The 24,451-nt window shown below is 62.8% G+C and carries 22 protein-coding genes; 17 read left to right on the top strand and 5 right to left on the bottom strand.

What is annotated here, in order from left to right; genetic code table 11:
• The first annotated feature begins 27 nt into the window (after nt 1–27).
• Nucleotides 28–1,458 carry an NCS1 family nucleobase:cation symporter-1 gene (locus BMX04_RS04120; protein ID WP_074785130.1) on the top strand — a complete coding sequence of 477 codons (1,431 nt, stop codon included), beginning with the start codon at nt 28–30 and terminating at the stop codon, nt 1,456–1,458.
• A 57-nt stretch (nt 1,459–1,515) separates the two neighbouring features.
• On the opposite strand, the gene BMX04_RS04125 is transcribed toward BMX04_RS04120, so the two are convergent.
• Nucleotides 1,516–2,358 carry a prephenate dehydratase gene (locus BMX04_RS04125; protein WP_074785131.1) on the bottom strand — a complete coding sequence of 281 codons (843 nt, stop codon included), beginning with the start codon at nt 2,356–2,358 and terminating at the stop codon, nt 1,516–1,518.
• A gap of 119 nt (nt 2,359–2,477) precedes the next feature.
• Here BMX04_RS04125 and BMX04_RS04130 point away from each other — a divergent pair, with 119 nt between their 5' ends.
• From BMX04_RS04130 to BMX04_RS04150, 5 genes are all read left to right on the top strand, one after another.
• Entirely contained in the window at nt 2,478–3,575 is a 1,098-nt protein-coding gene (locus BMX04_RS04130; RefSeq protein ID WP_074785132.1) for a c-type cytochrome, read from the top strand.
• Nucleotides 3,576–3,834: 259 nt separating this feature from the next.
• A complete protein-coding gene (locus tag BMX04_RS04135) occupies nt 3,835–5,676 on the top strand; it encodes an extracellular solute-binding protein (RefSeq protein WP_244888475.1) in 1,842 nt (613 codons plus the stop codon).
• Between the two features lie 18 nt (nt 5,677–5,694).
• Complete coding sequence (locus tag BMX04_RS04140) at nt 5,695–6,789, top strand: microcin C ABC transporter permease YejB (RefSeq protein ID WP_074785134.1); 1,095 nt, start codon at nt 5,695–5,697, stop codon at nt 6,787–6,789.
• A gap of 7 nt (nt 6,790–6,796) precedes the next feature.
• Nucleotides 6,797–7,903, top strand: coding sequence for an ABC transporter permease (locus tag BMX04_RS04145; RefSeq protein WP_175477325.1), 1,107 nt, complete (start codon nt 6,797–6,799; stop codon nt 7,901–7,903).
• Nucleotides 7,900–9,504, top strand: a complete 1,605-nt coding sequence (locus BMX04_RS04150; protein WP_074785136.1) for an ABC transporter ATP-binding protein — start codon at nt 7,900–7,902, stop codon at nt 9,502–9,504. Before BMX04_RS04145 ends, BMX04_RS04150 begins: the two co-directional genes overlap by 4 nt.
• Here BMX04_RS04150 and hemN read toward each other — a convergent pair.
• Nucleotides 9,501–10,856, bottom strand: coding sequence for an oxygen-independent coproporphyrinogen III oxidase (gene hemN, locus BMX04_RS04155; RefSeq protein ID WP_074785137.1), 1,356 nt, complete (start codon nt 10,854–10,856; stop codon nt 9,501–9,503). The genes BMX04_RS04150 and hemN overlap by 4 nt on opposite strands.
• Before the next feature lie 72 nt (nt 10,857–10,928).
• On the opposite strand from hemN, the gene fnrL reads away from it, so the two are divergent.
• Nucleotides 10,929–11,675, top strand: a complete 747-nt coding sequence (fnrL, locus tag BMX04_RS04160) for a transcriptional regulator FnrL (RefSeq protein ID WP_074785138.1) — start codon at nt 10,929–10,931, stop codon at nt 11,673–11,675.
• Nucleotides 11,668–12,588, top strand: coding sequence for a PhzF family phenazine biosynthesis protein (locus BMX04_RS04165; RefSeq protein ID WP_244888470.1), 921 nt, complete (start codon nt 11,668–11,670; stop codon nt 12,586–12,588). Before fnrL ends, BMX04_RS04165 begins: the two co-directional genes overlap by 8 nt.
• 13 nt (nt 12,589–12,601) lie before the next feature.
• Here the strand turns inward: BMX04_RS04165 and BMX04_RS04170 are convergent, their stop codons facing one another.
• A complete protein-coding gene (locus BMX04_RS04170) occupies nt 12,602–13,441 on the bottom strand; it encodes a universal stress protein (protein WP_074785140.1) in 840 nt (279 codons plus the stop codon).
• Between the two features lie 201 nt (nt 13,442–13,642).
• Here BMX04_RS04170 and ccoN point away from each other — a divergent pair, with 201 nt between their 5' ends.
• The 4 genes from ccoN to ccoP are packed head-to-tail and all read left to right on the top strand — an operon-like array spanning nt 13,643 to nt 17,061.
• Nucleotides 13,643–15,247: a cytochrome-c oxidase, cbb3-type subunit I gene (gene ccoN, locus BMX04_RS04175; protein WP_050661380.1), complete on the top strand. Its 1,605-nt coding sequence runs from the start codon at nt 13,643–13,645 to the stop codon at nt 15,245–15,247.
• A 14-nt stretch (nt 15,248–15,261) separates the two neighbouring features.
• Nucleotides 15,262–15,987 carry a cytochrome-c oxidase, cbb3-type subunit II gene (gene ccoO, locus BMX04_RS04180; RefSeq protein WP_074785141.1) on the top strand — a complete coding sequence of 242 codons (726 nt, stop codon included), beginning with the start codon at nt 15,262–15,264 and terminating at the stop codon, nt 15,985–15,987.
• A gap of 12 nt (nt 15,988–15,999) precedes the next feature.
• Nucleotides 16,000–16,194, top strand: a complete 195-nt coding sequence (locus BMX04_RS04185) for a CcoQ/FixQ family Cbb3-type cytochrome c oxidase assembly chaperone (protein ID WP_050661382.1) — start codon at nt 16,000–16,002, stop codon at nt 16,192–16,194.
• A 3-nt stretch (nt 16,195–16,197) separates the two neighbouring features.
• A complete protein-coding gene (gene ccoP / locus BMX04_RS04190; RefSeq protein WP_050661383.1) occupies nt 16,198–17,061 on the top strand; it encodes a cytochrome-c oxidase, cbb3-type subunit III in 864 nt (287 codons plus the stop codon).
• Nucleotides 17,062–17,215: 154 nt separating this feature from the next.
• Here the strand turns inward: ccoP and BMX04_RS19335 are convergent, their stop codons facing one another.
• Complete coding sequence (locus BMX04_RS19335) at nt 17,216–17,383, bottom strand: hypothetical protein (protein ID WP_160316345.1); 168 nt, start codon at nt 17,381–17,383, stop codon at nt 17,216–17,218.
• A gap of 102 nt (nt 17,384–17,485) precedes the next feature.
• On the opposite strand from BMX04_RS19335, the gene BMX04_RS04195 reads away from it, so the two are divergent.
• From BMX04_RS04195 to ccoS, 5 genes are all read left to right on the top strand, one after another.
• The gene (locus BMX04_RS04195; RefSeq protein ID WP_074785142.1) at nt 17,486–18,373 is read left to right on the top strand and encodes a LysR family transcriptional regulator; all 888 of its coding nucleotides are present in this window, start codon (nt 17,486–17,488) and stop codon (nt 18,371–18,373) included.
• Between the two features lie 96 nt (nt 18,374–18,469).
• Nucleotides 18,470–19,906: a cytochrome c oxidase accessory protein CcoG gene (ccoG, locus tag BMX04_RS04200; RefSeq protein ID WP_050661385.1), complete on the top strand. Its 1,437-nt coding sequence runs from the start codon at nt 18,470–18,472 to the stop codon at nt 19,904–19,906.
• Nucleotides 19,906–20,361 carry a FixH family protein gene (locus tag BMX04_RS04205; RefSeq protein WP_175477322.1) on the top strand — a complete coding sequence of 152 codons (456 nt, stop codon included), beginning with the start codon at nt 19,906–19,908 and terminating at the stop codon, nt 20,359–20,361. Before ccoG ends, BMX04_RS04205 begins: the two co-directional genes overlap by 1 nt.
• Nucleotides 20,362–20,364: 3 nt before the next feature.
• A complete protein-coding gene (locus tag BMX04_RS04210) occupies nt 20,365–22,548 on the top strand; it encodes a heavy metal translocating P-type ATPase (protein WP_074785143.1) in 2,184 nt (727 codons plus the stop codon).
• A 3-nt stretch (nt 22,549–22,551) separates the two neighbouring features.
• Nucleotides 22,552–22,710 carry a cbb3-type cytochrome oxidase assembly protein CcoS gene (gene ccoS, locus BMX04_RS04215; RefSeq protein ID WP_037241323.1) on the top strand — a complete coding sequence of 53 codons (159 nt, stop codon included), beginning with the start codon at nt 22,552–22,554 and terminating at the stop codon, nt 22,708–22,710.
• 63 nt (nt 22,711–22,773) lie between these two features.
• Here ccoS and BMX04_RS04220 read toward each other — a convergent pair whose 3' ends face one another.
• Nucleotides 22,774–24,255 (bottom strand): D-alanyl-D-alanine carboxypeptidase family protein, encoded by a 1,482-nt coding sequence (locus BMX04_RS04220; RefSeq protein ID WP_074785144.1) that lies wholly within the window; start codon nt 24,253–24,255, stop codon nt 22,774–22,776.
• Nucleotides 24,256–24,451 lie beyond the last annotated feature (196 nt).

Below are 24,451 nucleotides of genomic sequence, written 5' to 3' on the forward strand. Positions count from 1 at the left end.
TGCGCGGCCATAGCAGGGAGTTTTGAGATGCAGACGGTGACACTCGACGGACAGGCCGCGCAAGGCGGCGACGACACACTCGACCCGGTAAGCCCGGATCAGAAAACATGGGGGTGGTTCGCCATCTTCAACGTCTGGGCCAATGATATCCAGTCGCTGTTCGGTTATTCATTGGTGGCCTCGCTGTTCATTTCCTACGGGGTGAGCGGCTGGACGGCCTTTGCTGCGCTCATTTGCGCGGGGCTGTTCGTGATGTTCCTCGTGAACCTCTCGGGGGCCGCGGGCGAGAAGTACGGCATTCCCTACCCGGTCTTTGCGCGGGCCAGCATGGGGACGGCGGGGGCGATGCTGCCGGCGGTATTGCGCTCCACGGTGGCGGTGTTCTGGTACGGGGTGCAGGTCTACTTTGCCTCGACCGCTCTAGCCCTGCTGATCCGCTCGGTCACGGGCATCACCGGCGGGGCCGAGGTCTTGGGTCTGACCGGCATTGACTGGCTCTCGTTCGTGCTGGTGTGGGCCTTTCACATCGTGATTTTCTGGCGCGGCATGGGTTGGGTCGAGACCTTTCTCAACATCGCGGGGCCCTTCGTCTACGCAGTGATGATCGGCCTTCTGGCCGTGCTTTGGGTGAAATCCGATGGCCAACTTTTGTCGCAGGCGCAGACGATCTTTGCCAACCCGGACGCGACCTGGGCCACGGAATTCAACGGTTTCATCGCGATCATTGGCACGATGGTGGCCTATTTCGCCGCCGTGATGATCAATTTCAGCGATTTCTCGCGCTATGCACGGGACAAGCGCGCGATGGTCGTGGGTAACCTCGTGGGGTTACCGTTCAACATGATCCTCTTTTCGGCGCTGGCCCTTCTGACGACGGCGGGGGCGGCGGTGGTCTATGGCGAGGCGATCATCAACCCGACCGAGATCGTGGGCCGCACCGACAGCGTGCTTCTGGGCTTGATCGCGGCGATCACCTTTTTCGCGGCGACCGTGGGCATCAATCTGGTGGCCAATTTCATCCCGGCGGTGAACGGCATCGCCAGCCTTGCGCCCTCGAAGATCAGTTTCCGCAAGGCCGGGCTGATCACCTCGGTCTTTGCCCTGGTGATCGGCGGGTTCTGGACCAGCTTTATCAGCGAATTTGGCATCAGCGGGTTCGTCAATACACTTGGCGCAACGCTGGCCCCGATCTACGGGATCATGATCGTGGATTACTATCTGCTGCGCAAGGAGGCGCTGAAGCGCGATGATCTTTATGACATGGAGGGCGGCACCTATCACTACAGCGGCGGCTGGAACCGCAATGCGTTGCTGGCATTCGGTATCGCGGCAGTGTTCTCGGTGGCGACGGTCTGGGTGCCTGCCTTGGGCCAGCTTTCGGGCTACGCCTGGGTGATCGGGGCTATTCTGGGCGGGATCATCTACTTTGTCCGCTGCCGGGTATCGCACCTGGTGTGATCTGCGCGCGAGAGACAGGCGAAGCCCGGCCCGGTGCCGGGCTTCGTCGTTTTGGCGTCAGTTTTCCTCGTGGCGGCGCGGATCGGCGGGGTAGACGCCGAGGATGGTGATATCCGAGGTGAAGTAATCCAGTTCATCCAGCGCGCGGGCGACGGCGGGCTCGTCCGGGTGGCCCTCGATATCGGCGTAGAATTGCACGACGTTGAAATTGCCGCCCACCATGTAGCTTTCCAGCTTGGTCATGTTGACGCCATTGGTGGCAAAGCCGCCAAGCGCCTTGTAGAGCCCCGCCGGAATCGAGCGCAGGCGAAAGACCAGCGTGGTCATTATCCCGTTCTCGCCGCGCTCCGCAAAATCGGGCTCGCGGGCCATCACCAGAAAGCGGGTGGTGTTGGTGCCCTCATCCTCGATATGTTGGGCGATCACGTCGAGGCCGTAGATATCGCCCGCCAGTTCACTGGCCAGCGCGGCAAGTTCCGGGCGGCCCTCTTCGGCCACGTGGCGGGCCGATCCTGCTGTGTCGGCGCCGGTCACGCGGTGGATGCCGTGACGTTCCAGGAAGGCGCGGCACTGACCCAGAAGCATGGTGTGGCTCATCGCGGTCTCGATCTCATCGAGCCGCACGCCGGGCAGGGCGAGCAGGTTGATATGCACCCGCACAAATGCCTCACCCACGATATGCAGCCCCGATTCGGGCAGCAGGTGGTGGATGTCGGCGACCCGCCCGAAGGTCGAGTTTTCGACCGGCAGCATGGCCAGATCTGCGCGCCCCTCGCGCACCGCCGCGATTGCGTCTTCGAAGGTGCGGCAGGGCAGCGGCTCCATCCGCGGGTATGTCTCGACGCAGGCCTGATGCGAGTAGGCGCCCGGCTCTCCCTGAAAGGCGATGCGGTTTGTCATGCGGTTTTTCCGTAATTTCGGCCCGGAAGGGCGTTTGGTCGCGGAAACTACACCTTGCGCGGCGGTAGGGGAAGCGGATAGATACGCGCCCAAGCGACAGAGCAAACGGAAGCGAGCCAATGTTCGACACAATGACACTGACCAAGACCGCCGGGGCGTTTTGCGGGGCCCTGCTGATTTTCATGTTGGGCAACTGGGCGGCCGAGTCGATCTATTCCATGGGCGGCGGGCACGGTGAGGACCACGCGCAGGGTTATGTGATCGACACCGGCGAGGATGAAGCCGCCGAAGAGGTGGCTGACGAAGCCCCGGACATGGCTGCGATCTTTGCCTCTGCGGATGCCTCCAAGGGCGAGCGCGTGTTCAACAAGTGCAAGGCCTGCCACGTGCTTGAGGATGGCGCGAACGGTGTCGGCCCGCATCTTTATGACGTGGTCGGTCGTGACGTTGGTGCCGTGGATGGCTTCGGCTATTCCGGCGCGCTGAGCGAGGCGGCGGATGTGTGGACCGCCGAAGAACTTTATGCCTTCCTCGAGAATCCTGCAGGCTATGCACCGGGCACCAGCATGGGCTTTGCCGGTCTGGGCAAGTCCGAGGATCGTGCCAACGTGATCGCTTACCTTGATCAAGCCGATGGCGAGACGGATATCGCAATCGAGGCCGCAGCCGAGGCGCCGACAGAAGAGGCCGCCAGCGAAGAGGCACCAGCCGAGGAAGCTGCGACCGAAGAGGAAGCGCCTGCGGAGGAAACTGCTACCGAAGAGGAAGCACCTGCGGAGCAAGCTGCTACCGAAGAGGAAGCACCTGCAGGGGAAGCAGCGGCCGAGGAAGCGCCTGCCGAAGAGGCCGCAACTGAGGCGACCGAGAGCGCGGATGCAGGCGGGTCTGAATTTGCCGCCATGGTTGCCTCCGCCGATGCGGGCAACGGCGAGCGTCTCTATCGTCGCTGCCAAGCCTGCCACAAGCTCGAGGATGGCGCGAATGGCGTCGGGCCGCATCTCTACGGCATCGTGGGCCGCGACATCGCCGGGGTCGACGGGTTCAACTATTCCGACGCGCTTTCGGGGGTCGGTGGGGCTTGGACGCTTGACCAACTCAGCGCCTGGATCGAGAACCCGCGCGACTTCGCACCGGGCAACCGGATGGGCTTTGCCGGGCTCAAGGACGAGCAGGACCGCGCCGACCTGATGGCCTATCTGCAGACCATCGGGAACTGAGCCGGACACAATACCGTGAGAATGGCCGCTACCCGATCAGGGGGCGGCCTTTTTCATGGGGGCGGATCATCGGCGCTTGAACAAGCTGCCCCCCCTCCTTAGCTTGCCTGCAAAGGATCAAGCGCCAGATAGAAAATAGGTGCGACAGCAGGAGGATGACATGACCGGACAGCAAGCCCCGGCCAAGGCCCCGAGTTTCGACATTTTCGCGATCTGGCGCGGGGTGGTCCTGTTCACGGGACTGTGTATCGCGGCGCTGATGGCGCAAGTGGCCATGGCGGATGAGCATGAAAAGGTCATCACCTCGCATGGCTATTCGTTCTTCGGCGATCTGAAATATCCCGCCGATTACGAGCATTTCGACTACGTGAACCCGGACGCGCCCAAGGGCGGTGAAATCTCGCTCTATGCCCCCGGCACGTTCGATTCGATGAACCCCTATTCGCGCAAGGGGCGCGCCGGGCGGCTGTCGTGGATGGTTTATGAGAGCCTCTTGGGCGGGTCCGAGGCCACTGGAGAGCCGCTGCCTGGGGACCGCTATAACGAAAGCTACGGGCTGTTGGCGGAACGCCTCGAATATGACGAGGGCAAGACCTGGGTGATCTTCCACATGCGCCCCGAGGCGCGCTTTGCCGACGGCACGCCGGTCACCGCGCAGGATGTCGTGTTCTCGCACAACCTCTTTCTGGAGCAGGGGCTGCGCTCTTATGCTGAAGCGGTCAAGCGCCGGGTGCTGAGCGCCGAGGCGCTGGATGATCACCGGGTGAAGTTCACCTTTGCCGAGGGCATCTCGCGCCGCTCATTGATTGATCAGGTCGGTGGAACGCCGGTCTTTCCGCGCAAATGGTATGAGGAAACCGGCGCGCGGCTCGATGAGCCCCGGCTTGAGGCGGCACCGGGCTCTGGCCCCTATCAGGTCAAAAGCTCCGAGGTGAACCGCAATATCGTCTATGAGCGCAACCCCGATTACTGGGGCTGGCATCTGCCGATCAACAAGGGGCGGCATAATTTCGACCGTATCCGGATCGAGTATTTCGCCGATGACAATGCCGCCTTTGAGGCGTTCAAGGCGGGGATCTACACGTTCCGCCCTGAGGGCAATTCCAAGACTTGGGCGACGGGATATGACTTTCCTGCGGCCAATCAGGGCCATGTGGTGAAAGAGGAACTGCCCGACGGCTTGCCGCCGACACCGTCGGGCTTTGTCTTCAACCTCGGGCGAGAGGTGTTGCAGGACAAGCGGGTGCGCCGCGCGATTGCGCTCGGCTTCAATTTCGAGTGGACCAACCAATCGCTGCAATATGGCCTGTTCAAACAGCGCCATTCCTTTGTACAGGACACGCCCTTGCAGGCCGAGGGCGTGCCGGACGGTGCGGAGCTTGAGCTGCTGAAATCACTTGGCGATCTGGCGCCGCCGGAGATGCTGACCGAGCCTGCCGTGATGGCGCACGAGTCCAATGGCGACCGGCTGAATGACCGGCGCAACCTGCGGCGTGCGATGAAACTGCTGGACGAGGCGGGCTGGGCCGTGGGTGACGATGGCAAGCGGCGCAATGCGGATGGCGAGTTGCTGAGCATCGAGATCCCGATTTCGGCGTCTGGTTCGGCCACCATGTCGGCGGTGGTCGAAAGTTTCGTGTCGAACCTGCAACTGATGGGCATCGACGCACGCTTCGACAAGATCGACGCCGCGCAATACACCGCCCGCGAGCGGGATCGCGATTACGATCTGATCTTTGACAGCTACGTGGCGTTTCTCGAGGCGGGCACCGGCCTGCATCAGCGCTATGGCAGTCAGGAAGCCGCGTTCAGCCTGTTCAACCCGGCGGGGCTGGCGAGCCCGATGGTCGATGCGATCATCGACCGTGCACTCGAGTCGGGCAGCAAGGAAGAGCAAGACGTCGCGCTGACAGCTTTGGACCGGGCGCTGCGGCATGAGTTCTTCATGATCCCGACCTGGTATCTCGACAAAAGCTGGGTCGCCTATTGGGACATGTATGACTATCCCGAACCGCTGCCTGCCTATGCCACCGGCGTGCTCGATTTCTGGTGGTATGACGCCGAAAAGGCGCAGGCGCTGAAAGACGCGGGCGCACTTTGATCCAGGAGATCCACTGAGATGGGGGCCTATATCCTGCGGCGGCTGTTGCTGATCGTGCCAACGCTCTTTGGCATCATGGTCATCAACTTTGCGCTGGTGCAATTCGTGCCGGGTGGCCCGGTCGAGCAGATGATCGCCAACATGCAGGGGCAGGGCAATGTGTTCGAGAGTTTCTCGGGCTCGGGTTCCGACACCGGGCAGGATATGGTGGGGGCTGCGGGCGGTAATGAGCAATATGTCGGCGCGCGCGGGCTGCCGCCGGAACTGATCGCGGAACTAGAGGAACAATTCGGCCTCGACAAGCCGCCGCTGGAGCGGTTCGTCAACATGATGTGGAACTATATGCGCTTCGATTTCGGCGAGAGCTATTTCCGCAAGATCGACGTGCTGGATCTGGTGCTGGAGAAAATGCCTGTCTCGATCACGCTTGGCCTGTGGTCCACGGTGATTGCCTATCTGGTCTCGATCCCGCTCGGCATTCGCAAGGCGGTGCAGGACGGATCGAAGTTCGATACTTGGACCAGCGGGCTGATCATCGTGGCCTATGCGATCCCGGCGTTTCTCTTTGCCATCATGCTGCTGGTTCTCTTCGCGGGGGGGAGTTACTTTCAGATCTTCCCGCTGCGCGGCCTCACCTCGGACAATTTCGAGCAGTTGAGCCTGTTTGGTAAAATCGGCGATTACCTCTGGCACATCGCCCTGCCGGTCATCGCCTCGACCATCTCGGCCTTTGCCACGCTGACGCTGCTGACCAAGAACAGCTTTCTAGACGAGATCAAGAAGCATTACGTGATGACCGCGCGGGCCAAGGGGCTGGGCGAGGGGCGGGTGCTCTACGGCCATGTCTTCCGCAACGCCATGCTGATCGTGATCGCGGGCTTTCCGGCGGTGTTCATCGGGGTGTTCTTCGGCGGCTCTGTCCTGATCGAGACGATTTTCAGCCTCGACGGTCTGGGGCGGCTCGGGTTCGAGGCTGCCGTTGGCCGAGATTACCCGGTGATGTTCGGCACGCTCTTCCTGTTCGGTCTCATTGGCCTCGTGGTCGGTATCCTGTCGGATCTGATGTATGTACTGGTCGATCCGCGAATTGATTTCGAGAAGCGGGAGGGCTGAGCGCGTGATCCGCCTGTCCCCTCTCAATCAACGCCGGTGGCGCAATTTCCGGCGCAACGGGCGGGCGTTCTGGTCGCTGATCCTGTTTTCGGTGATCTTCACCGTCACGCTCTTTGCCGAGTTCGTGGCAAATGACAAGCCGATCCTCGTGCAGTATCGCGGCGATTTCTACGCGCCGATTTTCCGGTTCTACCCGGAGACGGCCTTTGGTGGCGATTTCCAGACCGAGGCGATTTATCGTGACCCCGAGGTGCAATGCCTGATCGCCTCCGGTGGGCTCGATATCTGTTTCGACGACCCCGAAGGCGTGATCGCGGATGCCGAGGACGGGGTGGTCGAGGGCGAGGAGATCATGGCAGGCTGGGCGATCTGGCCGCCGATCCCATATAGCTATGACACCACCGTTGACCGGCCCGGTGCTGCCCCCCTGCCGCCCAATGAGCAGAACTGGCTGGGCACCGATGACACCAAGCGCGACGTGCTGGCGCGTGTGATCTACGGGTTTCGTCTGTCGGTGATGTTCACGTTGATCGTGACGCTGCTGTCGTCGGTGATCGGGGTTTTCGCAGGCGCGGTGCAGGGCTATTTCGGCGGGCGGACAGACCTGATCTTTCAGCGGATCATCGAGATCTGGGCCTCGACCCCGCAGCTATACGTGATCATCATTCTCTTCGCGATCCTGCCGCGAAGTTTCTGGCTGTTGGTGGTGATCACCGTGCTGTTTGGCTGGATGGCATTGGTGGGCGTGGTGCGGGCCGAGTTCCTGCGTGCGCGCAACCTCGAATACGTGCGGGCGGCCAAGGCGCTTGGCGTCAGCAACATTACCATCATGTTCCGCCACATGCTTCCCAATGCGATGGTGGCGACGCTCACCATGCTGCCGTTTGTGATCACCGGGACGATCTCGCTGTTGGCGGGGCTGGATTTCCTCGGCTTCGGATTGCCGTCCTCTTCGCCCTCGCTGGGGGAGTTGACGCTACAGGCCAAGCAGAACCTGCAGGCACCGTGGCTTGCCTTCACTGCGTTTTTTGCCTTTGCCATCATGCTGTCGCTGCTGGTGTTCATCTTCGAGGGCGTGCGCGATGCGTTCGATCCCAGAAAGACGTTTGAATGAGTGTGCTGACGGTCAGTGATCTGCGGGTGAGTTTCCGGCAGGACGGGCAATTGATCCCGGCGGTCAAGGGCGTGTCGTTCAGCGTCGACCGGGGCGAGACGGTGGCGCTGGTGGGCGAGTCTGGCTCGGGCAAATCGGTCACCGCGCTCTCGACCGTGTCGCTGTTGGGGGCCTCCGCGGAGGTGGCGGGCAGCGTCACCTATGCGGGGCAAGAGATGATCGGCGCCGATGACAAGCGCTTGCGGCAGGTGCGCGGCAACGATATCAGCTTTATCTTTCAGGAGCCGATGACCTCGCTCAACCCGCTCCACACGTTGGAAAAGCAGCTGCGCGAAAGCCTGGAGTTGCATCAGGCACTGACCGGCGATGCCGCGCAGGCACGGATCGTGGAGTTGCTGGAGCGGGTCGGCATCCGCGGCGCGGCAAGCCGTCTGGGGGCCTATCCGCATCAGCTTTCGGGCGGGCAGCGGCAGCGGGTGATGATCGCCATGGCACTGGCGAACAAGCCCGACATCCTGATCGCGGATGAGCCGACCACGGCGCTTGACGTGACCATTCAGGCGCAGATTCTGGAGTTGCTGGCCAATCTCAAGCGCGACGAGGGCATGGGGCTGCTCTTCATCACCCATGATCTGGGGATCGTGCGGCGCATCGCCGACAAGGTCTGCGTGATGAAGGATGGCGAGATCGTCGAGGCGGGGACGGTGGAGGAGGTCTTTGCCGCGCCGAAACATGACTATACGCGCAAACTGCTGGGGGCGCAGGCAGTGGGCAAGCCCGCGCCGGTGCCCGAAGGGGCCGAGGTGGTGGCGGAGACGCAGGATTTGCGCGTGTGGTTCCCCATTCAGAAGGGGTTTCTCAAACGCACCGTCGGCCATGTGAAGGCCGTGAACTCGGCGACGCTCAAGGTGCGGGCGGGCGAGACGCTTGGCGTCGTGGGCGAGAGCGGCTCGGGCAAGACGACGCTGGCGCTTGCCATCATGCGGCTGATTGCGTCGCAGGGGCAGATCAGCTTTGTTGGTGAGGATGTGCACGGCTGGTCCACGCGAGACCTGCGCAAGCGCCGGTCGCAGATGCAGATCGTTTTTCAGGATCCGTTCGGCAGCCTTAGCCCGCGCATGACCGCCGCGCAGATCATCGCCGAGGGGCTGGGTGTGCATGGCAATCCGGGCGGACGGCCGCAGCGCGACCTGGTCGCCGAGGTGATGGAGGAGGTGGGTCTCAACCCCGCCACGATGGACCGGTATCCGCATGAGTTTTCCGGCGGGCAGCGGCAGCGCATCGCGATCGCCCGCGCCATGATCCTGCGGCCCAAGCTGGTGGTGCTGGACGAGCCGACAAGTGCCTTGGACATGACGGTGCAGGTGCAGATCGTCGACCTGTTGCGCGATTTGCAGGTGAAATACGGACTGGCCTATCTCTTTATCTCTCATGACCTGCACGTGGTACGCGCCATGAGTCACCGGGTGCTGGTGATGAAGGATGGCGATGTGGTGGAGGCGGGTGAGGCCGAGTCGATCTTTACCGCGCCACGGACCGAGTACGCGCGCACGCTGCTGGCCGCGTCGATGGAGGGTAAGGCCGAGGCCGAGGCCGGCTAGATTGCCGAACTGTGACCTTGTTGGTTCATCTCATAGGTGTCGAATTGCCGGGCGATCATGCGGGTCAGGGGGCGGGCCTCTTGCGGGATGAAAAGACCGCTGTCATCAAGCTTCAAGTGTCCGGCATAGGCGCGCGCCACCTTCGAGAGCATGTCGTGCAGCGCCGCGTTTGAGATGTCGAATTCGTGGGTGATCTCGGCGGCGTCGATGCGGAATTCGCACATCAACTGTTCGATCAGCCGCGACCGCAGCCTGTCCTCGTCCGAGAACACGTGCCCCCGCGCGGTCGAGAAACGCCCTTCGCGGATGGCCCCGGTATGGGCCCCCGTGGCAGGGGCGTTCTGCGCGTAGCCTTGCGGAAAGCGCGAGATTGAAGAGGCCCCGAGCCCGATCAGAACCTCGGAGGTGTCGTCGGTATAGCCCTGGAAATTGCGGCGCAAGCGTCCGGCCTTTTGTGCCACGCTCAGACCGTCATCCTTGGTCGCGAAATGGTCGATGCCGATCTCGTCATAGCCATCCCAGAGAAACAGCCGACGGGCCGTTTCAAAGAGGGCGAGCCGTTCCTGCGGCGTGGGCAGGGCATCCGAGGGGATCATCTGCTGGCGCTTGGCCATCCAGGGCACATGGGCATAACCATAGAGCGCGACCCGATCCGGGTTGAGCGACAGGAGTTTCTGCACACTCTCGGTGATCCGCGCCTTGGTCTGGTGCGGCAGGCCATAGAGGATATCGGCATTCAGGCTGGCCACGCCACGCGCGCGGATTTCCTCGGCGGCCCAACGGGTGATGTCATAGCCTTGCAGGCGGCCGATGCTTTTCTGGATCTCCTCGTCGAAATCCTGCACACCGATCGAGGCACGGTTCATGCCCGCCGCGGCAAGCGCGTCGAGACGCGCACCGTCGATCTCATTGGGGTCGATCTCGACCGAGAACTCGGTGGTGTCGGTGAAGGGGGCGATATCGCGAATAGCTCCGGCCAACTCGCCCATCATGCCGGGTGACAGGAGCGTGGGCGTGCCGCCGCCCCAATGCAGCCGCGACAGGCGCACGTTCCTGGGTAGATGCGCGCCAAGCATGGCGATCTCGGTTTTTAGGGTTTCGAGATAGGCCTGCACCGGTTTGTCGCTCTGGGTGCCCTGGGTGCGGCAGGCGCAGAACCAGCACAGCCGTCGGCAGAACGGCACATGTACGTAGAGAGATATCTCTGCGCCCTCTGGTATGGCCTTGATCCAACTGCTAAAATGGCCGGATTCCACAACGCGGTTGAAGTGGGGCGCGGTTGGGTAGCTGGTGTAGCGTGGCACTTTGGCGTCAAAAAGACCCAGTTTGCCTAGTTGAGTTTGCGTATCCATGTGCCTAGAATTAAGCGTGACCCTGGGTTGAAGCCTTGACCCAGATCAAAATACGAAAAAAGTGACCCCTGAATGCTGAAAGAATCCGCCCCCACTGCGCCGCATGAATGTGCGGATTGTCCGATCCGCCACCGCGCGGTCTGCGCGCGGTGTGAATCGGACGAGTTGGAGCTGCTTGATCAGATCAAGTATTACCGCAGCTTCGAGGCCGGACAGACGTTGATCTGGTCCGGCGATCCGATGGATTTCGTGGGCTCGGTCGTCACCGGCATCGCGTCGCTGACCCAGACCATGGAGGATGGTCGCACGCAGATGGTTGGCCTGCTGTTGCCGAGTGATTTCGTGGGTCGCCCGGGTCGCGACAGCGCGGCCTATGACGTTGTGGCGACAACCAATATCGTGATGTGCTGTTTTCGCAAGAAGCCCTTTGAAGAGATGATGGTGCGCACGCCGCATATCGCGCAGCGCCTACTGGAAATGACGCTGGATGAACTGGATGCGGCGCGCGAGTGGATGCTGGTGCTGGGGCGCAAGACCGCACGGGAAAAGATCGCCTCGCTTATCGCGATCATCGCGCGGCGCGATGCGGCGCTGAACATGGCGGGTATGCGGGGGCCTTTGACGGTCGATCTGCCGCTGACGCGTGAGGCGATGGCCGACTACCTCGGGTTGACGCTGGAAACCGTCAGCCGTCAGGTCTCGGCGCTCAAGAAGGACGGGGTGATCGGGCTTGAAGGCAAGCGCCGCGTGACGATCGCTGATTTCAACCGGCTGCTGGACGAAGCGGGCGATGACAGCGATGGCGGGATGCTTGCTTGACACGCTGCCCTTCGCCACCTACGACGTTTTCAGCGCACGGCGCTTTTCCGGCAACCCGCTGGCAATTGTTGAACAGGCCGACCGTTTGAGCACGGCGCAGATGCAGACCATCGCACGCGAGTTCAACCTGTCGGAGACGATTTTTGTCCAACGACCCGACGATCCTGCGCATGACGCAAAAGTGCGCATCTTCTTTCCGACAGCTGAGATACCGTTTGCCGGGCACCCGACTATAGGCTGTGCCATTCACCTCGCGCTGAAATCGGCACCGGAGACGGATTTCGAGACTGCGATCATGCTTGAGGAAGTCGCCGGCCTCGTGCCTGTCCGGGTCTCGCGACATGGCGAAACGCTGCAGGCAGAGTTTCGTGCCCCGGTTCTGCCCCACCCGCCCGAGCACGGGGCCCTGCCCGACGTCGGGATTTTGGCCGCTGCGGTGGGGCTCGACCCGGAAACGATTGGAACCGGCGCGCACAGGCCGGGCCTGTGGCAGGGCGGTCCAAGCTACCTCTATGTGCCCGTGCGCGATCTTGAAGCCTTGGCCAAGGCGCGCCCCAGCGAACCTGCGTGGACCCGCGCAATGGATATTGCAGCAGCCGACAGCATCTATCTCTATGCGCCTCTGCCACCGGGCCAGGGTGCCGATTTCCGCGCTCGCATGTTTTCGCCCACCGCCGGAATCCCCGAGGATCCGGCGACCGGCTCCGCTGCTGCCATCATGGCCGCCCAACTGCGCGCTGCCGGTGTGTTGCAAGAGGGCGAAACCCGACTGACCCTGCATCAGGGGGTGGAGATGGGGCGCGCCTCGGCGATTGGCCTTCGAATCGTAGCGCTGGACGGTGCGCTGGTCGAAATTCATGTCACTGGGGGCGCCGTGCCGGTCAGCCGGGGCCGGATTTGCCGTCCCGACTGATGCTCGTGATCCTCTAGTGCGCCATGAATACCGGCAGGTTGGCCTGTTCCAGCATGTAGCGCGTCGCGCCGCCGAAGATCGCCTCGCGGAAGCGGGAGTGGCCGTAGGCCCCCATGACCACCATGTCGGCATCCATGTCGCCCGCGTGTCGCAGGAGCACATCCGAGACGCGCGGCAGGGTCTTGGAGAGCACGTCGATCTCGACCTTGACGCCGTGGCGCGCGAGGTATTGCGACAGAAGCCCGCCGGGATCGGAGCGATTGGGGCCGTGGCTGGGCGGGTCGATGACCACCACGTGCACCACATCTGCGCGCTTCAGCAGAGGCAGGGCGGCCCGGACGGCACCAAGCGCCTCGCTGCTTTCGTTCCAGCCCAGCATGATGCGCGCCGGGCGCGGCACGGGCGTGCCGTCCTTGGGGGCCACGAGCACCGGGGTGCGGCCTTCGAAAAGGGCCGATTCGGTCAACGGCTCAAGCTCGGCCCCGCGCCCCTCGGCGTAGGGTTGCGGCAAAATGACCATGTCGGAGAACCGCGCGCGGGCCGCGACATGGCGTCCCAGATCGGCGAGTTGGCTGACGCCGGCCTCGACGCTCCAGCGCAGGGCGGAGCCGCCGAGAACCTTGCGGGCCCTGGCCTCGATCGCCTCGGCCTCTTCCTGGGCGCGGGCGATGGTTTCCTGCAGGACGATGGCGCTGGCCCCGGCGTAGTAATAGCCGGACTGGCTGCGGTCCACGCCGAGGCAGAGCACGTCGAGATGGGCCTCATGCTCGGTGGCGGCGGCCATGGCATGGTCGAGGGTTTCGTCAACAAGCGACTCGTCGGTCAATACTGTGAACAGGCTGTTATAGGTCATGTCGCATTCCTTTGACCGTGTTGCGTTTGAATGCAGCATATGCACGGATATAAGTTGGTGCCTTGACGCGGATCAAGAGATGAGTGACCGGGTTTTGACACAGATCAAGGATAGTTGACTCTGATCCTATCATTACGGGCACAGTCTAAACGCGCCCGTGCGGGTCAGCGACTCGTGCGGAAAGAGACGAAGGGACGCAACATGACGAACTATATCAAGCTGATCGTGCTTGGTCTGATCACGCTATTCGCGTTGATCGCGGCCAATTACGCGCGCGATCTGGCCTATCTGGTCAATGCGCTGACTGTGGCGCTGGTGGCTGGTGGGCTGTTTTTGTGGACGCTGCGCCACACCGATGAACCGAAGGCCAATATCGACCTGTCGGGCGAATACATGGACGGTGTCGTGCGCGCCGGGGTCGTCGCCACGGCCCTATGGGGTGTCGTGGGCTTTCTCGCGGGCACGTTCATTGCCTTTCAGCTTGCCTTTCCGCAGCTCAATTTCGACTGGGCGCAGGGATATGCGAATTTCGGGCGGTTGCGGCCCTTGCATACAAGTGCGGTGATTTTTGCCTTTGGCGGCAACGCGCTGATCGCGACTTCGTTCTACGTGGTGCAGCGCACGAGCGCCGCGCGGCTGTGGGGCGGGAACCTCGCATGGTTCGTCTTCTGGGGCTATCAGCTGGTGATCGTGCTGGCCGCCACGGGCTATCTGCTGGGCGCCACGCAGTCCAAGGAATACGCGGAGCCCGAGTGGTATGTAGACCTGTGGCTGACGGTGGTCTGGCTGGCCTATCTTGCCGTGTTCCTTGGTACCATCGTCAAGCGCAAGGAGCCGCATATCTACGTGGCCAACTGGTTTTACCTGTCGTTCATCATCACCGTGGCGATGCTGCACGTGGTCAATAACCTCAGCATCCCGGTCTCGGTCTTCGGCTCCAAGTCGGTGCAGGTCTTCTCGGGCGTGCAGGACGCGATGACGCAGTGGTGGTACGGGCACAACGCCGTGGGCTTCTTCCTCACCGCCGGGTTTCTGGGCATGATGTACTACTTCGTGCCGAAACAGGCCGAACGTCCGGTTTACAGCTACAAGCTGTCGATCATCCACTTCTGGGCGCTGATCTTCATCTATATCTGGGCCGGTCCGCACCACCTGCATTACACCGCTCTGCCGGACTGGGCCTCGACCCTCGGCATGGTGTTCTCGATCGTACTTTGGATGCCGTCCTGGGGCGGGATGATCAACGGTCTGATGACGCTGAGCGGCGCATGGGACAAGCTGCGCACCGATCCGATCATCCGGATGATGGTGATCTCCATCGGGTTCTACGGCATGTCCACCTTCGAGGGACCGATGATGTCGATTCGCGCGGTGAACTCGCTGTCGCATTACACCGATTGGACCATCGGGCACGTGCACTCGGGTGCGCTTGGCTGGAATGGGATGATCACCTTCGGCGCGCTCTACTTCCTTGTGCCCAAGCTGTGGAACCGCGAGCGGCTCTATAGCCTGAGCTTGGTGAGCTGGCACTTCTGGCTGGCGACCATCGGGATCATTCTCTACGCCGCCGCCATGTGGGTGACGGGGATCATGGAGGGCCTGATGTGGCGCGAAGTGGATGCCAACGGCTTCCTCGTGAACTCCTTCGCCGATACCGTGGCCGCGAAACTGCCGATGTATATCGTGCGTGGCCTGGGCGGGGTGCTGTTCTTAAGCGGCGCGCTCATCATGTGCTACAACCTCTGGATGACTGTGAAGCGTTCGCCGGCTGTCGAAGCCACGAACAGCGCAGTCCCGGCTGAATAAGGAGGGCCGGAGAGATGGCAATTCTGGACAAACACGCAATCCTGGAAAAGAACGTCACGCTTCTGGCGATCTTTGCCTTCCTTGTGGTCACCATCGGGGGGATCGTGCAGATCGCCCCGCTGTTCTGGCTCGAAAACACCATCGAGGATGTAGAGGGCATGCGCCCCTACTCTCCGCTGGAACTGACCGGACGCGATATCTACGTGCGCGAGGGCTGTTACGTCTGCCATAGCCAGATGATCCGCCCAATGCGTGATGAGGTGGAGCGTTACGGGCATTACTCGCTGGCCGCGGAGTCGAAATACGACCATCCGTTCCAGTGGGGCTCCAAGCGCACAGGGCCGGATCTGGCCCGTGTAGGGGGTCGTTACTCGGATGAGTGGCATGTCGATCACCTGCGCGATCCGCAATCAGTGGTGCCGGAATCGGTGATGCCGAAATACGGTTTCCTCGAGAACCGCATGATCGAGCCTGAGCATATCGAGGATCTGCTGGGGACACATCGTCTGGTTGGCGTGCCCTATACCGAGGAGATGATCGAGAACGCCAAGGCCGATTTCAACGTGCAGGTCGATCCGTTCGGCGACACCGACGGTCTGCTCGCCCGCTATCCCAATGCGCAGGTGCGCAATTTCGACGGGCAGCCGGGGATCTCCGAGGCGGATGCGCTGATCGCCTATCTGCAGATGCTGGGCACGCTGGTTGATTTCTCGACCTTCACGCCCGTGGCAAACCGGTAAGGAGGACAGATCATGGAAACCTATTCCCTGCTGCGCCAATTCGCCGATAGCTGGATGTTGCTGGTGCTCTTCGCGTTCTTCATCGGGGTGGTGATCTGGGTCTTTCGGCCCGGCGCCAGCAAGACCTACGAGAACCCGTCGAACATCCCCTTCCGGCACGAAGACAAACCGGCACCCTCACGGGATGCCGACGCCAAGGAGGCGTAAGACATGGCCAAGAAACCAACCAAGAAACAGGAACCGGATACCACCGGCCACGAGTGGGACGGTATCCAGGAATACAACAACCCCTTGCCGCGCTGGTGGCTGTGGACCTTCTATGCCTGCATCGTCTGGGCGCTTTGGTATGTCGTCGCCTATCCCGCGTGGCCGCTGATCAATGAGGCGACGGCGGGCTACAAGGGCTGGTCGACCCGCGCCAACGTGGCCGAGGAGATTGCCGAGGCCGAGGCCGCCAACGCCGAGATCAACGCGCGGCTGGCCTCAGCCGAACTGACCGCGATCGCGGACGATGCCGAGTTGCAGGGCTATGCGACCTCTGCCGGGGCGGCGGTCTACAAGACCTGGTGCGCGCAGTGCCACGGATCGGGTGCGGCCGGGGCGAAGGGCTATCCCAACCTGCAGGACGACGCCTGGCTCTGGGGTGGGACGATCGAGGATATCCACTACACCGTGGCGCACGGTATCCGGAACGAGGAAGATGCCGATGCGCGCTATTCCGAGATGCCGGCGTTTGGCGACCTTCTGGAGCCCGCGCAGATCGAAGAGGTCGTCAATTACGTGATGTCGCTCTCGGGTGAGCCGCAGGATGCCAGCCTCGTGGCGGCAGGCGAGACGGTGTTTATGGATAACTGCGCCGCCTGTCACGGCGAGCAGGCGCAGGGCGATATCTATCAGGGGGCGCCTAACCTTTCGGATGCGATTTGGCTCTATGGTGGGGATTACGACACCGTCAAATACACCGTCGTCAATTCGCGCTATGGCGTGATGCCACCGATGGGCGGGGCCGATCTGAGCGAGGCCGAGATCCGCGCCGTCGCGCTCTATGTCCACCAATTGGGCGGGGGCGAGTAACCCCAAAAGAATACCCCGGGCCGCAAGGCCCGGGGGATGGTACCGGTCTTTCCGTCCTGTTCGCGCGTTTCCTGGAAGGACCGGTACCGATTACATCTGCGGATTGGACGATTTGTCAAGCTGGCCCCCTTCGCGGGGGCTTTGTCGTTTTGGTTCAGTCGCGGCGGCGCGCGGTAAGATGCGCCTCCAACTCAGCGCCGCTGCGGGCGTCGAAACGCTCTGCCGGGGGCCAGTGGGCGCGCCCCTGATGGCGGTGGCGGGTTTCGGGGCCGACGTTGAGGCGGGTGGCGGTCCTGAAAGTATTCGCGAAAATTCCTAGCATTATGTGATCCTTTCCTGTGCTGTTGTGCTACGCTCAATATGGGATAAGACGTCGTTTCACGCGACTCTGGAAAATTTCCAAATTGTAAGCTAGGCTAACATCATGGACTGGCAGACCCTTCCCCCTTTGACGGCGCTGCGCGCCTTTGCGGCGCTGGCTGAGACCGGCGGTACGGCGGCGGCGGGCGCGCGGCTGAACGTCAGCCACGCCGCCGTGAGCCAACAGGTCAAGCAGCTTGAGGCGCATCTGGGCGTGGCGCTGGTAGACCGGACGGGGCGGCAGTTGCGCCTGACCGCCGAGGGGCGCGATCTGGCGGGTGCGCTGTCGCTTGGCTTTGGTGCGATTGCTCGGGCGGTCGAGACGCTGATAGGGGCCGATGCCGACCGCCCGCTGCAAATCTCGACGACGCCCAGTTTCGCTGCGCATTGGCTGATGCCCTGCCTGAGCGAGTTCCGGCAGGCGCATCCGCAGATCGACCTGATGATCGACCCGACGCCCCGGATGGTCACGCTGGAGCCGGGCGGTATCGACATTGCCCTGCGCTATGGCACCGGGCACTGGCCGGGGCTGGAGGCGGACTTGTTGTTCCGCTCGCCCATCGTGGCGGTCGCCGCGCCCTCGCTGGTCGAGGGCAAGCGAATCGACTGCCCCGCCGATCTGGCCGATCTGCCCTGGTTGCAGGAATTCGGTACCAACGAGGCGAGCGATTGGCTGCGCCGTCGCGGCGTGGTCAAGGAGCGTGCGGCGGGGCTTGTGCAGGTGCCGGGGAACCTGCTGCTCGACGGGTTACGCAACGGACAGGGGGTGGCTGTCACTGTGCGCGAATGGGTGCGTCAGGATATCGCGGCAGGGCGATTGCGGCTGTTGTTCGAGGAGAGCGAAGACAGCGGATACCATATTGTCACCCGCCCCGGCGTGCTGCGTCCGCCCGCCAAGGCCTTTGTCACATGGCTGCGACGGCAGGCGCGTCAGACGGTCTCATGTGAATAGATCGATTCAGGAGTCAGAATTTGATGCAGGTCAAAGCTCTTGACCTCGCGCCCTGCCAAAAGACGATCAACAGATGCAAGATATCGGAGTACCTCCGTGGCCGATTCCCAGCCAGACGCCCCCCAATCCCTCTATGCCGCGCGCGAGCCGGTCTTTCCCAAGAAGGTCTACGGACCGTTTCGCAACCTGAAATGGGTGATCATGCTTGTCACCCTGGGCATTTACTATGTCACCCCGTGGATTCGTTGGGACCGGGGGCCGAGCCTGCCGGATCAGGCGGTGCTGCTCGATCTGGCGGAGCGGCGGTTCTTCTTCTTCTGGATCGAGATCTGGCCGCATGAATTCTATTTTGTGGCCGGTCTGCTGGTGATGGCCGGTCTGGGGCTTTTTCTGTTCACCTCGGCCCTGGGCCGGGTCTGGTGCGGCTATGCCTGTCCGCAGACCGTGTGGACCGATCTCTTCATCCTCGTGGAACGCTGGATCGAGGGCGACCGCAACGCGCGGCTGCGGCTGCACCGGCAAAAGAAGCTGGATGTCCGCAAGGTGCGGCTGCGGCTGACCAAGTGGGTCACTTGGGCTTTGATCGCGGTGGCCACCGGGGGCGCATGGGTGTTCTACTTTACCGATGCGCCTACATTGCTGGTCGACCTCTTCACGCTTGATGCGCATCCCATCGCCTATACGACGATTGCCGTTCTGACCGGCACCACGTTCTTCTTTGGCGGTTTCGCGCGCGAACAGATCTGCATCTATGCCTGCCCCTGGCCGCGTATTCAGGCCGCGATGATGGATGAGGACACGCTCACCGTCGGCTATCGCGAATGGCGGGGCGAGCCGCGCAAGAACTCCGAAGAGGTCAGGGACGGGGCGGAGCAGGGCGATTGCATCGACTGCATGGCCTGCGTCAATGTCTGCCCGGTGGGGATCGACATCCGCGACGGGCAACAGCTGGAATGCATCACCTGTGCGCTCTGTATCGACGCCTGCGACGACATCATGGAAAAGATCGGCAAGCCGCGCGGGTTGATCGACTACATGGCCTTTACCGATGAGCAATCCGAACGTGCGGGCGGCGCGCCCAAGCCGATCTGGAAACATGTGTTCCGGCCGCGCACGATGCTCTATACTGTGTTGTGGTCGCTGGTTGGGATTGGTCTCGTGGTCGCGCTTTTCATCCGCTCTGATATCGACATGACCGTGGCCCCGGTGCGCAATCCGACCTTCGTCACCCTCTCCGATGGCTCGATCCGCAACACCTATGAGGTGCGTCTGCGCAACAAGCACCATGAGGAGCGGCGCTTCAACCTCGCGGTGACGGGTGATCCGGCAGTGCGGCTGCAACTCGAAGGCACGCCCTACAGTTCCATCACCGTGCCCGCCGACGAGATGCGTCTGCAACGGGTCTACCTGATCGCGCCTCCGGGGGCTGAGGCGGCGCGGGAGGAGCGCACCGATGTGCGGCTCTGGATCGAGGATACGCTGAACGGTGAACGCGCCTACAAGGACACGGTATTCAACGGAAAGGACAACTGATGACCGAGCGTCAGATCACTGGCAAACATGTGTTCATCGGCTTTGCGTCGGCCTTCGCGATCATCATCGGGGTCAACCTGGTGCTGGCCTTTTCGGCGGTGCGCACCTTTCCGGGGCTTGAGGTCAAGAATTCCTATGTCGCGAGCCAGGAGTTCAACGACCGCAAGGCCGCACAGGAGGGTCTGGGCTGGACCATCGCGGCGGATCATCAGGGTGGCGTGCTGACTCTCGGGATCACCGATGAGGCGGGGCAACCCGTCGAGGTTTCAAGGCTGGAGGCAACGGTGGGCCGCGCCACGCATGTCTTTGATGACCAGACCCCCGAATTTCGCTTTGACGGCAGCGCCTATGTCGCCCCCGTGGCGCTTGGCGATGGCAACTGGAACATTCGCATGAAGGCGTGGGACGAGGCTGGCACGCTCTTTCAGCAGCGGGTCGTTCTGCACAAGGACTAAATTATGACCGCCACAATGCGCCCCACGCCGTCGGCCTGCCCGGCCTGCTCCGCCGCCCCGGCGGCAGAGGCATTGGCGGCGCGCGACCTGCCCAAAGCGCAGATCGCCCTGTCGCTGCCGACGATCCATTGCTCGGCCTGCATTTCCAAGATCGAGCGGGCGCTGAACGATCATCCGCAGGTCAATTCGGCGCGGGTCAACCTGACGCTCAAGCGCGCCAGCATCGACGCCGCCCCCGAGGTGACGGCGGAGGAGATGCGCACGCTTGTCGAGGGGCTGGGATACGAGGCACATGAGCTCGATGCGGGCACGCTGAATGCCACCGCGACCGATCGCGCGGGACGCGACCTGTTGATGCGGCTGGCCGTCGCCGGCTTTGCCAGCATGAACGTCATGCTGCTGTCGGTCTCAGTCTGGTCCGGGGCAGAGGACGCGACGCGCGACATGTTCCACTGGATCTCGGCGGCGATCACCCTGCCCGCGATTGCCTTTTCCGGCGTGCCGTTCTTTCGTAACGCCTGGGCCGCGCTGCGCAATGGGCGGCTCAACATGGATGTGCCAATCGTCCTGGCCATCGTGCTGGCCATCGTCACATCTCTTTGGGAGACGATGTTGTCGGGCGAGCATGCCTATTTCGACGCGGCACTTGCGCTGACCTTCTTTCTGCTGGCCGGGCGTTATCTCGATCACCGGACGCGGGCGATTGCCCGTTCGGCGGCGGAGGAACTGACTGCGCTGGAAGTGCCGCGTGCGACGCGGGTGACGGGCGGTGTTGAAGAGGTGGTGAATGTCGCGGAACTGGCTGTGGGTGATCTGATCCTCGTGCGGCCCGGTGGGCGGATGCCGGTTGATGGCGAGATCGTCAGCGGCACGTCAGAGATCGACCGCTCGCTGCTGACGGGTGAGACGCTGCCGGTCTTTGCGGGCGAGGGGCAGGCGGTCAGCGCGGGCGAGGTCAATCTGACCGGCCCGCTGACCATTCGCGCCTCTGCCGTGGGAGCCGAGACATCATTGCACCGGATGGCCGATCTGGTGGCCATCGCGGAATCGGGGCGCTCGCGCTACACTTCGCTCGCCGACAAGGCGGCGACGCTTTATGCGCCGGGGGTGCATATCCTGTCGGGGCTGAGTTTCATCGGTTGGTATCTCTATACATGGGACATGCGCACGGCGCTCAACATCGCCGCCGCTGTCCTCATCATCACCTGCCCCTGTGCGCTTGGCCTTGCAGTGCCTGCTGTGACCACGGCGGCCTCGGGGCGGCTCTTTCGGCGAGGGATGCTGATCAAGCATGAAACTGCGCTGGAGCGATTGGCGCAGGTCGACACGGTGGTGTTCGACAAGACTGGCACCCTGACCACCGGCACGCCGCATCTGACCAATCTCGATAAACTGCCGCGAGCGGCGGTGGAGACGGCGCTCGCATTGGCGCAGGGCTCGTCGCATCCGCTGGCGCAGGCGATCACCAAGGCGGCGCGTGATGCAGGCTTTGCGGCGGCGGAGGTGCGCGACGTGACCGAGGTGCCGGGCTATGGCACCAAGGGATTGATTGCAGGCGAGGAGGTGCGGCTTGGCCGTGCAAGCTGGACCGGGGCCGAGGGCCTGTCGCAAACCGCGACCTATCTGAAAATCGGCGCGGCGGCGCCGCTGGGGCTGACCTTCACAGACGCCTTGCGCCCCGGCGCAGAGGATGCGGTGCAGGCACTGGTCAAAGGGGGCAAGCGCGTGATCCTGATGTCAGGGGACACGACCCCGTCGGTGGAGGCCCTGGCGCAGCGTCTGGGCATCCCGCATTGGATGGCGGAGGCGCTTCCGGCGGACAAGGCGGCGCGCGTCGAGGCGCTGCGCGCCGAGGGCGCGCATGTGCTGATGGTGGGCGACGGGCTCAACGATACCGCAGCATTGGCCGCTGCGCATGTCTCGATCTCGCCCGCGACGGCGCTCGATGCCGCGAGGGTGGCGTCGGATATCGTGCTTCTGGGCAATGACCTCTCGCCCATCGGCGCGGCGTGCGAAACAGCCAAATCCGCCACCCGCCGCATTCGCGAGAATTTCCGGATCGCCACGGTCTACAACATCATTGCGGTGCCGCTGGCGGTGGCGGGGCTTGCGACGCCGCTGATCGCGGCCTTGGCCATGTCGCTCAGTTCGATTACGGTATCCTTGAATGCCCTGCGACTGAGGTAAGCGATGAATATCCTCACCTATCTGATCCCGATATCTCTGATCTTGGGGGGCGTTGGTCTCGTGGCCTTTGTCTACACGGTGCGCAGCAACCAGTATGACGACCCCGAGGGCGACGCGCGGCGTATCCTGTCGGATGACTGGGACGACCACCCCAAACCCTGACCGCTCTTCATCTTTCCGAAAATACTCCGGGGGTTTGGGGGCTGGCCCCCGATCCGGCTGCGGTCAGCTTGGCCCGATCATAAAGCAGGTGACCTGCTTGGCCTGCAACCGGCGGCAGGCAAGATCGGCGCTGTCGCGGGTCATGCCCATGAAATTCGCGTCAAACCCTGTAGGCCGTTTCACGACCTTGCGCAGGCTGCCGTCGAGTGTGGCCATTTCGCTGAGCGCGGTCTGCAAGAGCACCTGACGGGCCTTGTACTCGCTGGGGAAGCGGCCCACATTCACGCCCCAATGCCGCCCTCCGGAGGTGGAGACGCGGGTCACGACCTCTGCCACCGGGTCCGTGGCCTCGGCGCTGGCAAGCGTGATGTCCTTGGGGCGGGGTTCCGGCCGGATGGCGGCATTGATCGCCTCGGCGATGGCGGTGCTGCCCTGTGCGGTCTGCGTGGCTGTCTCGTCAGGGGTGCCTGTCTCGACGGTGCTGTCCTGTGCCGCAAGCAGCGCGCGTTCGATGTCGCCGCTGTCGGCGATGAGCACCGGGGTGGTCTCTGCGCCGGGCCGGGGTCGGGGGCGCAGGCTTTTGCGGACGGCGGCGGCAGCGGCGAGGCGCACGGTCTTGCCGGCAAGCTCGGGGCGTGCGCCACCGGCGGCGATCATCACCGGCTGGCTGCCCATCTTGCCCAGATAGGACGGGCGGGCCGGACGGGCGAGGGCAACCCGACTTGGGGCCTTGCTGAAGCCCAGGTCGAGCAGTTCCGCGACCTTGGCGTTACGCGAGGTGGTCGAATTGCCGCCGAAGACGGTGGCGATGATCCGTTCGCCGCCGCGTTCGGCACTGGCGGTCAGGTTGAAGCCCGCCGCGCGGGTATAGCCGGTCTTGATCCCGTCAGCGCCGCTGTAACTCTGGAGCAGGCGGCGATTGGTATGGCTGACAGAGCGCACTCCTGCATGGGTCGTGATGCGTGAGAAGAGATTGTAATAATCGGGATAGTCGTAGAACAGGTGCCGCCCGAGGATCGTCATGTCGCGCGCGGTGGACAAGTGACCGCTCTCGGTCAGGCCATGGGCGTTCTTGAACGTGGTACGGGTCATGCCGAGCGCCTTGGCGGTGCGGTTCATGCGCCGGGCGAACTGTGCCTCGGAGCCCTCGATCGCCTCGGCGAGAGCGGTGGCGGCGTCATTGGCGGATTTGACCGCCGCCGCGCGGATCAGGTAGCGCAGGGCGATGGTCTGGCCCGCGCGCAGACCGAGTTTGCTGGGCGGTTCACTGGCCGCGAACTTGGAAATCCGCACCTTGTCATCAAGGCTGATCTCGCCGTTCTCGACCGCCTCGAACACGACATAGAGCGTCATCATCTTGGTGAGAGAGGCCGGATGCAGTCGCGTATCGGCATTTCGTGCATAAAGCACCTTGCCGTTTCGCGCATCCATTACAAGACCTGCGTAGGGTGCCGCTGCCGCGCTCAACGGCACGATCACCAACATCCAGAAGGTCGCGAACGCCACCAATCCCCAACGGATCGGCTGCCTGCCCCGTGTTTTCATAGAACCGCTCTTTTACTGCCTCGTGTCGCCGATTTTTCGGCTGACGTGTTTTATAATTTAACCATAGCACAAGAGGTTTTTCTTTTAAAGTATTCGTTTACAACGAGTTTTTGAACGTGCCGCCCGGTACTGAGGCAACATGTAGTAGGTGTTGTCGGTTGGCCCTCAAGATGAACCTCGGAACCGGGAACAGCGG

The sequence above is a fragment of the Roseovarius tolerans genome (assembly GCF_900109855.1).
Classification (GTDB): Bacteria; Pseudomonadota; Alphaproteobacteria; order Rhodobacterales; family Rhodobacteraceae; genus Roseovarius; species Roseovarius tolerans.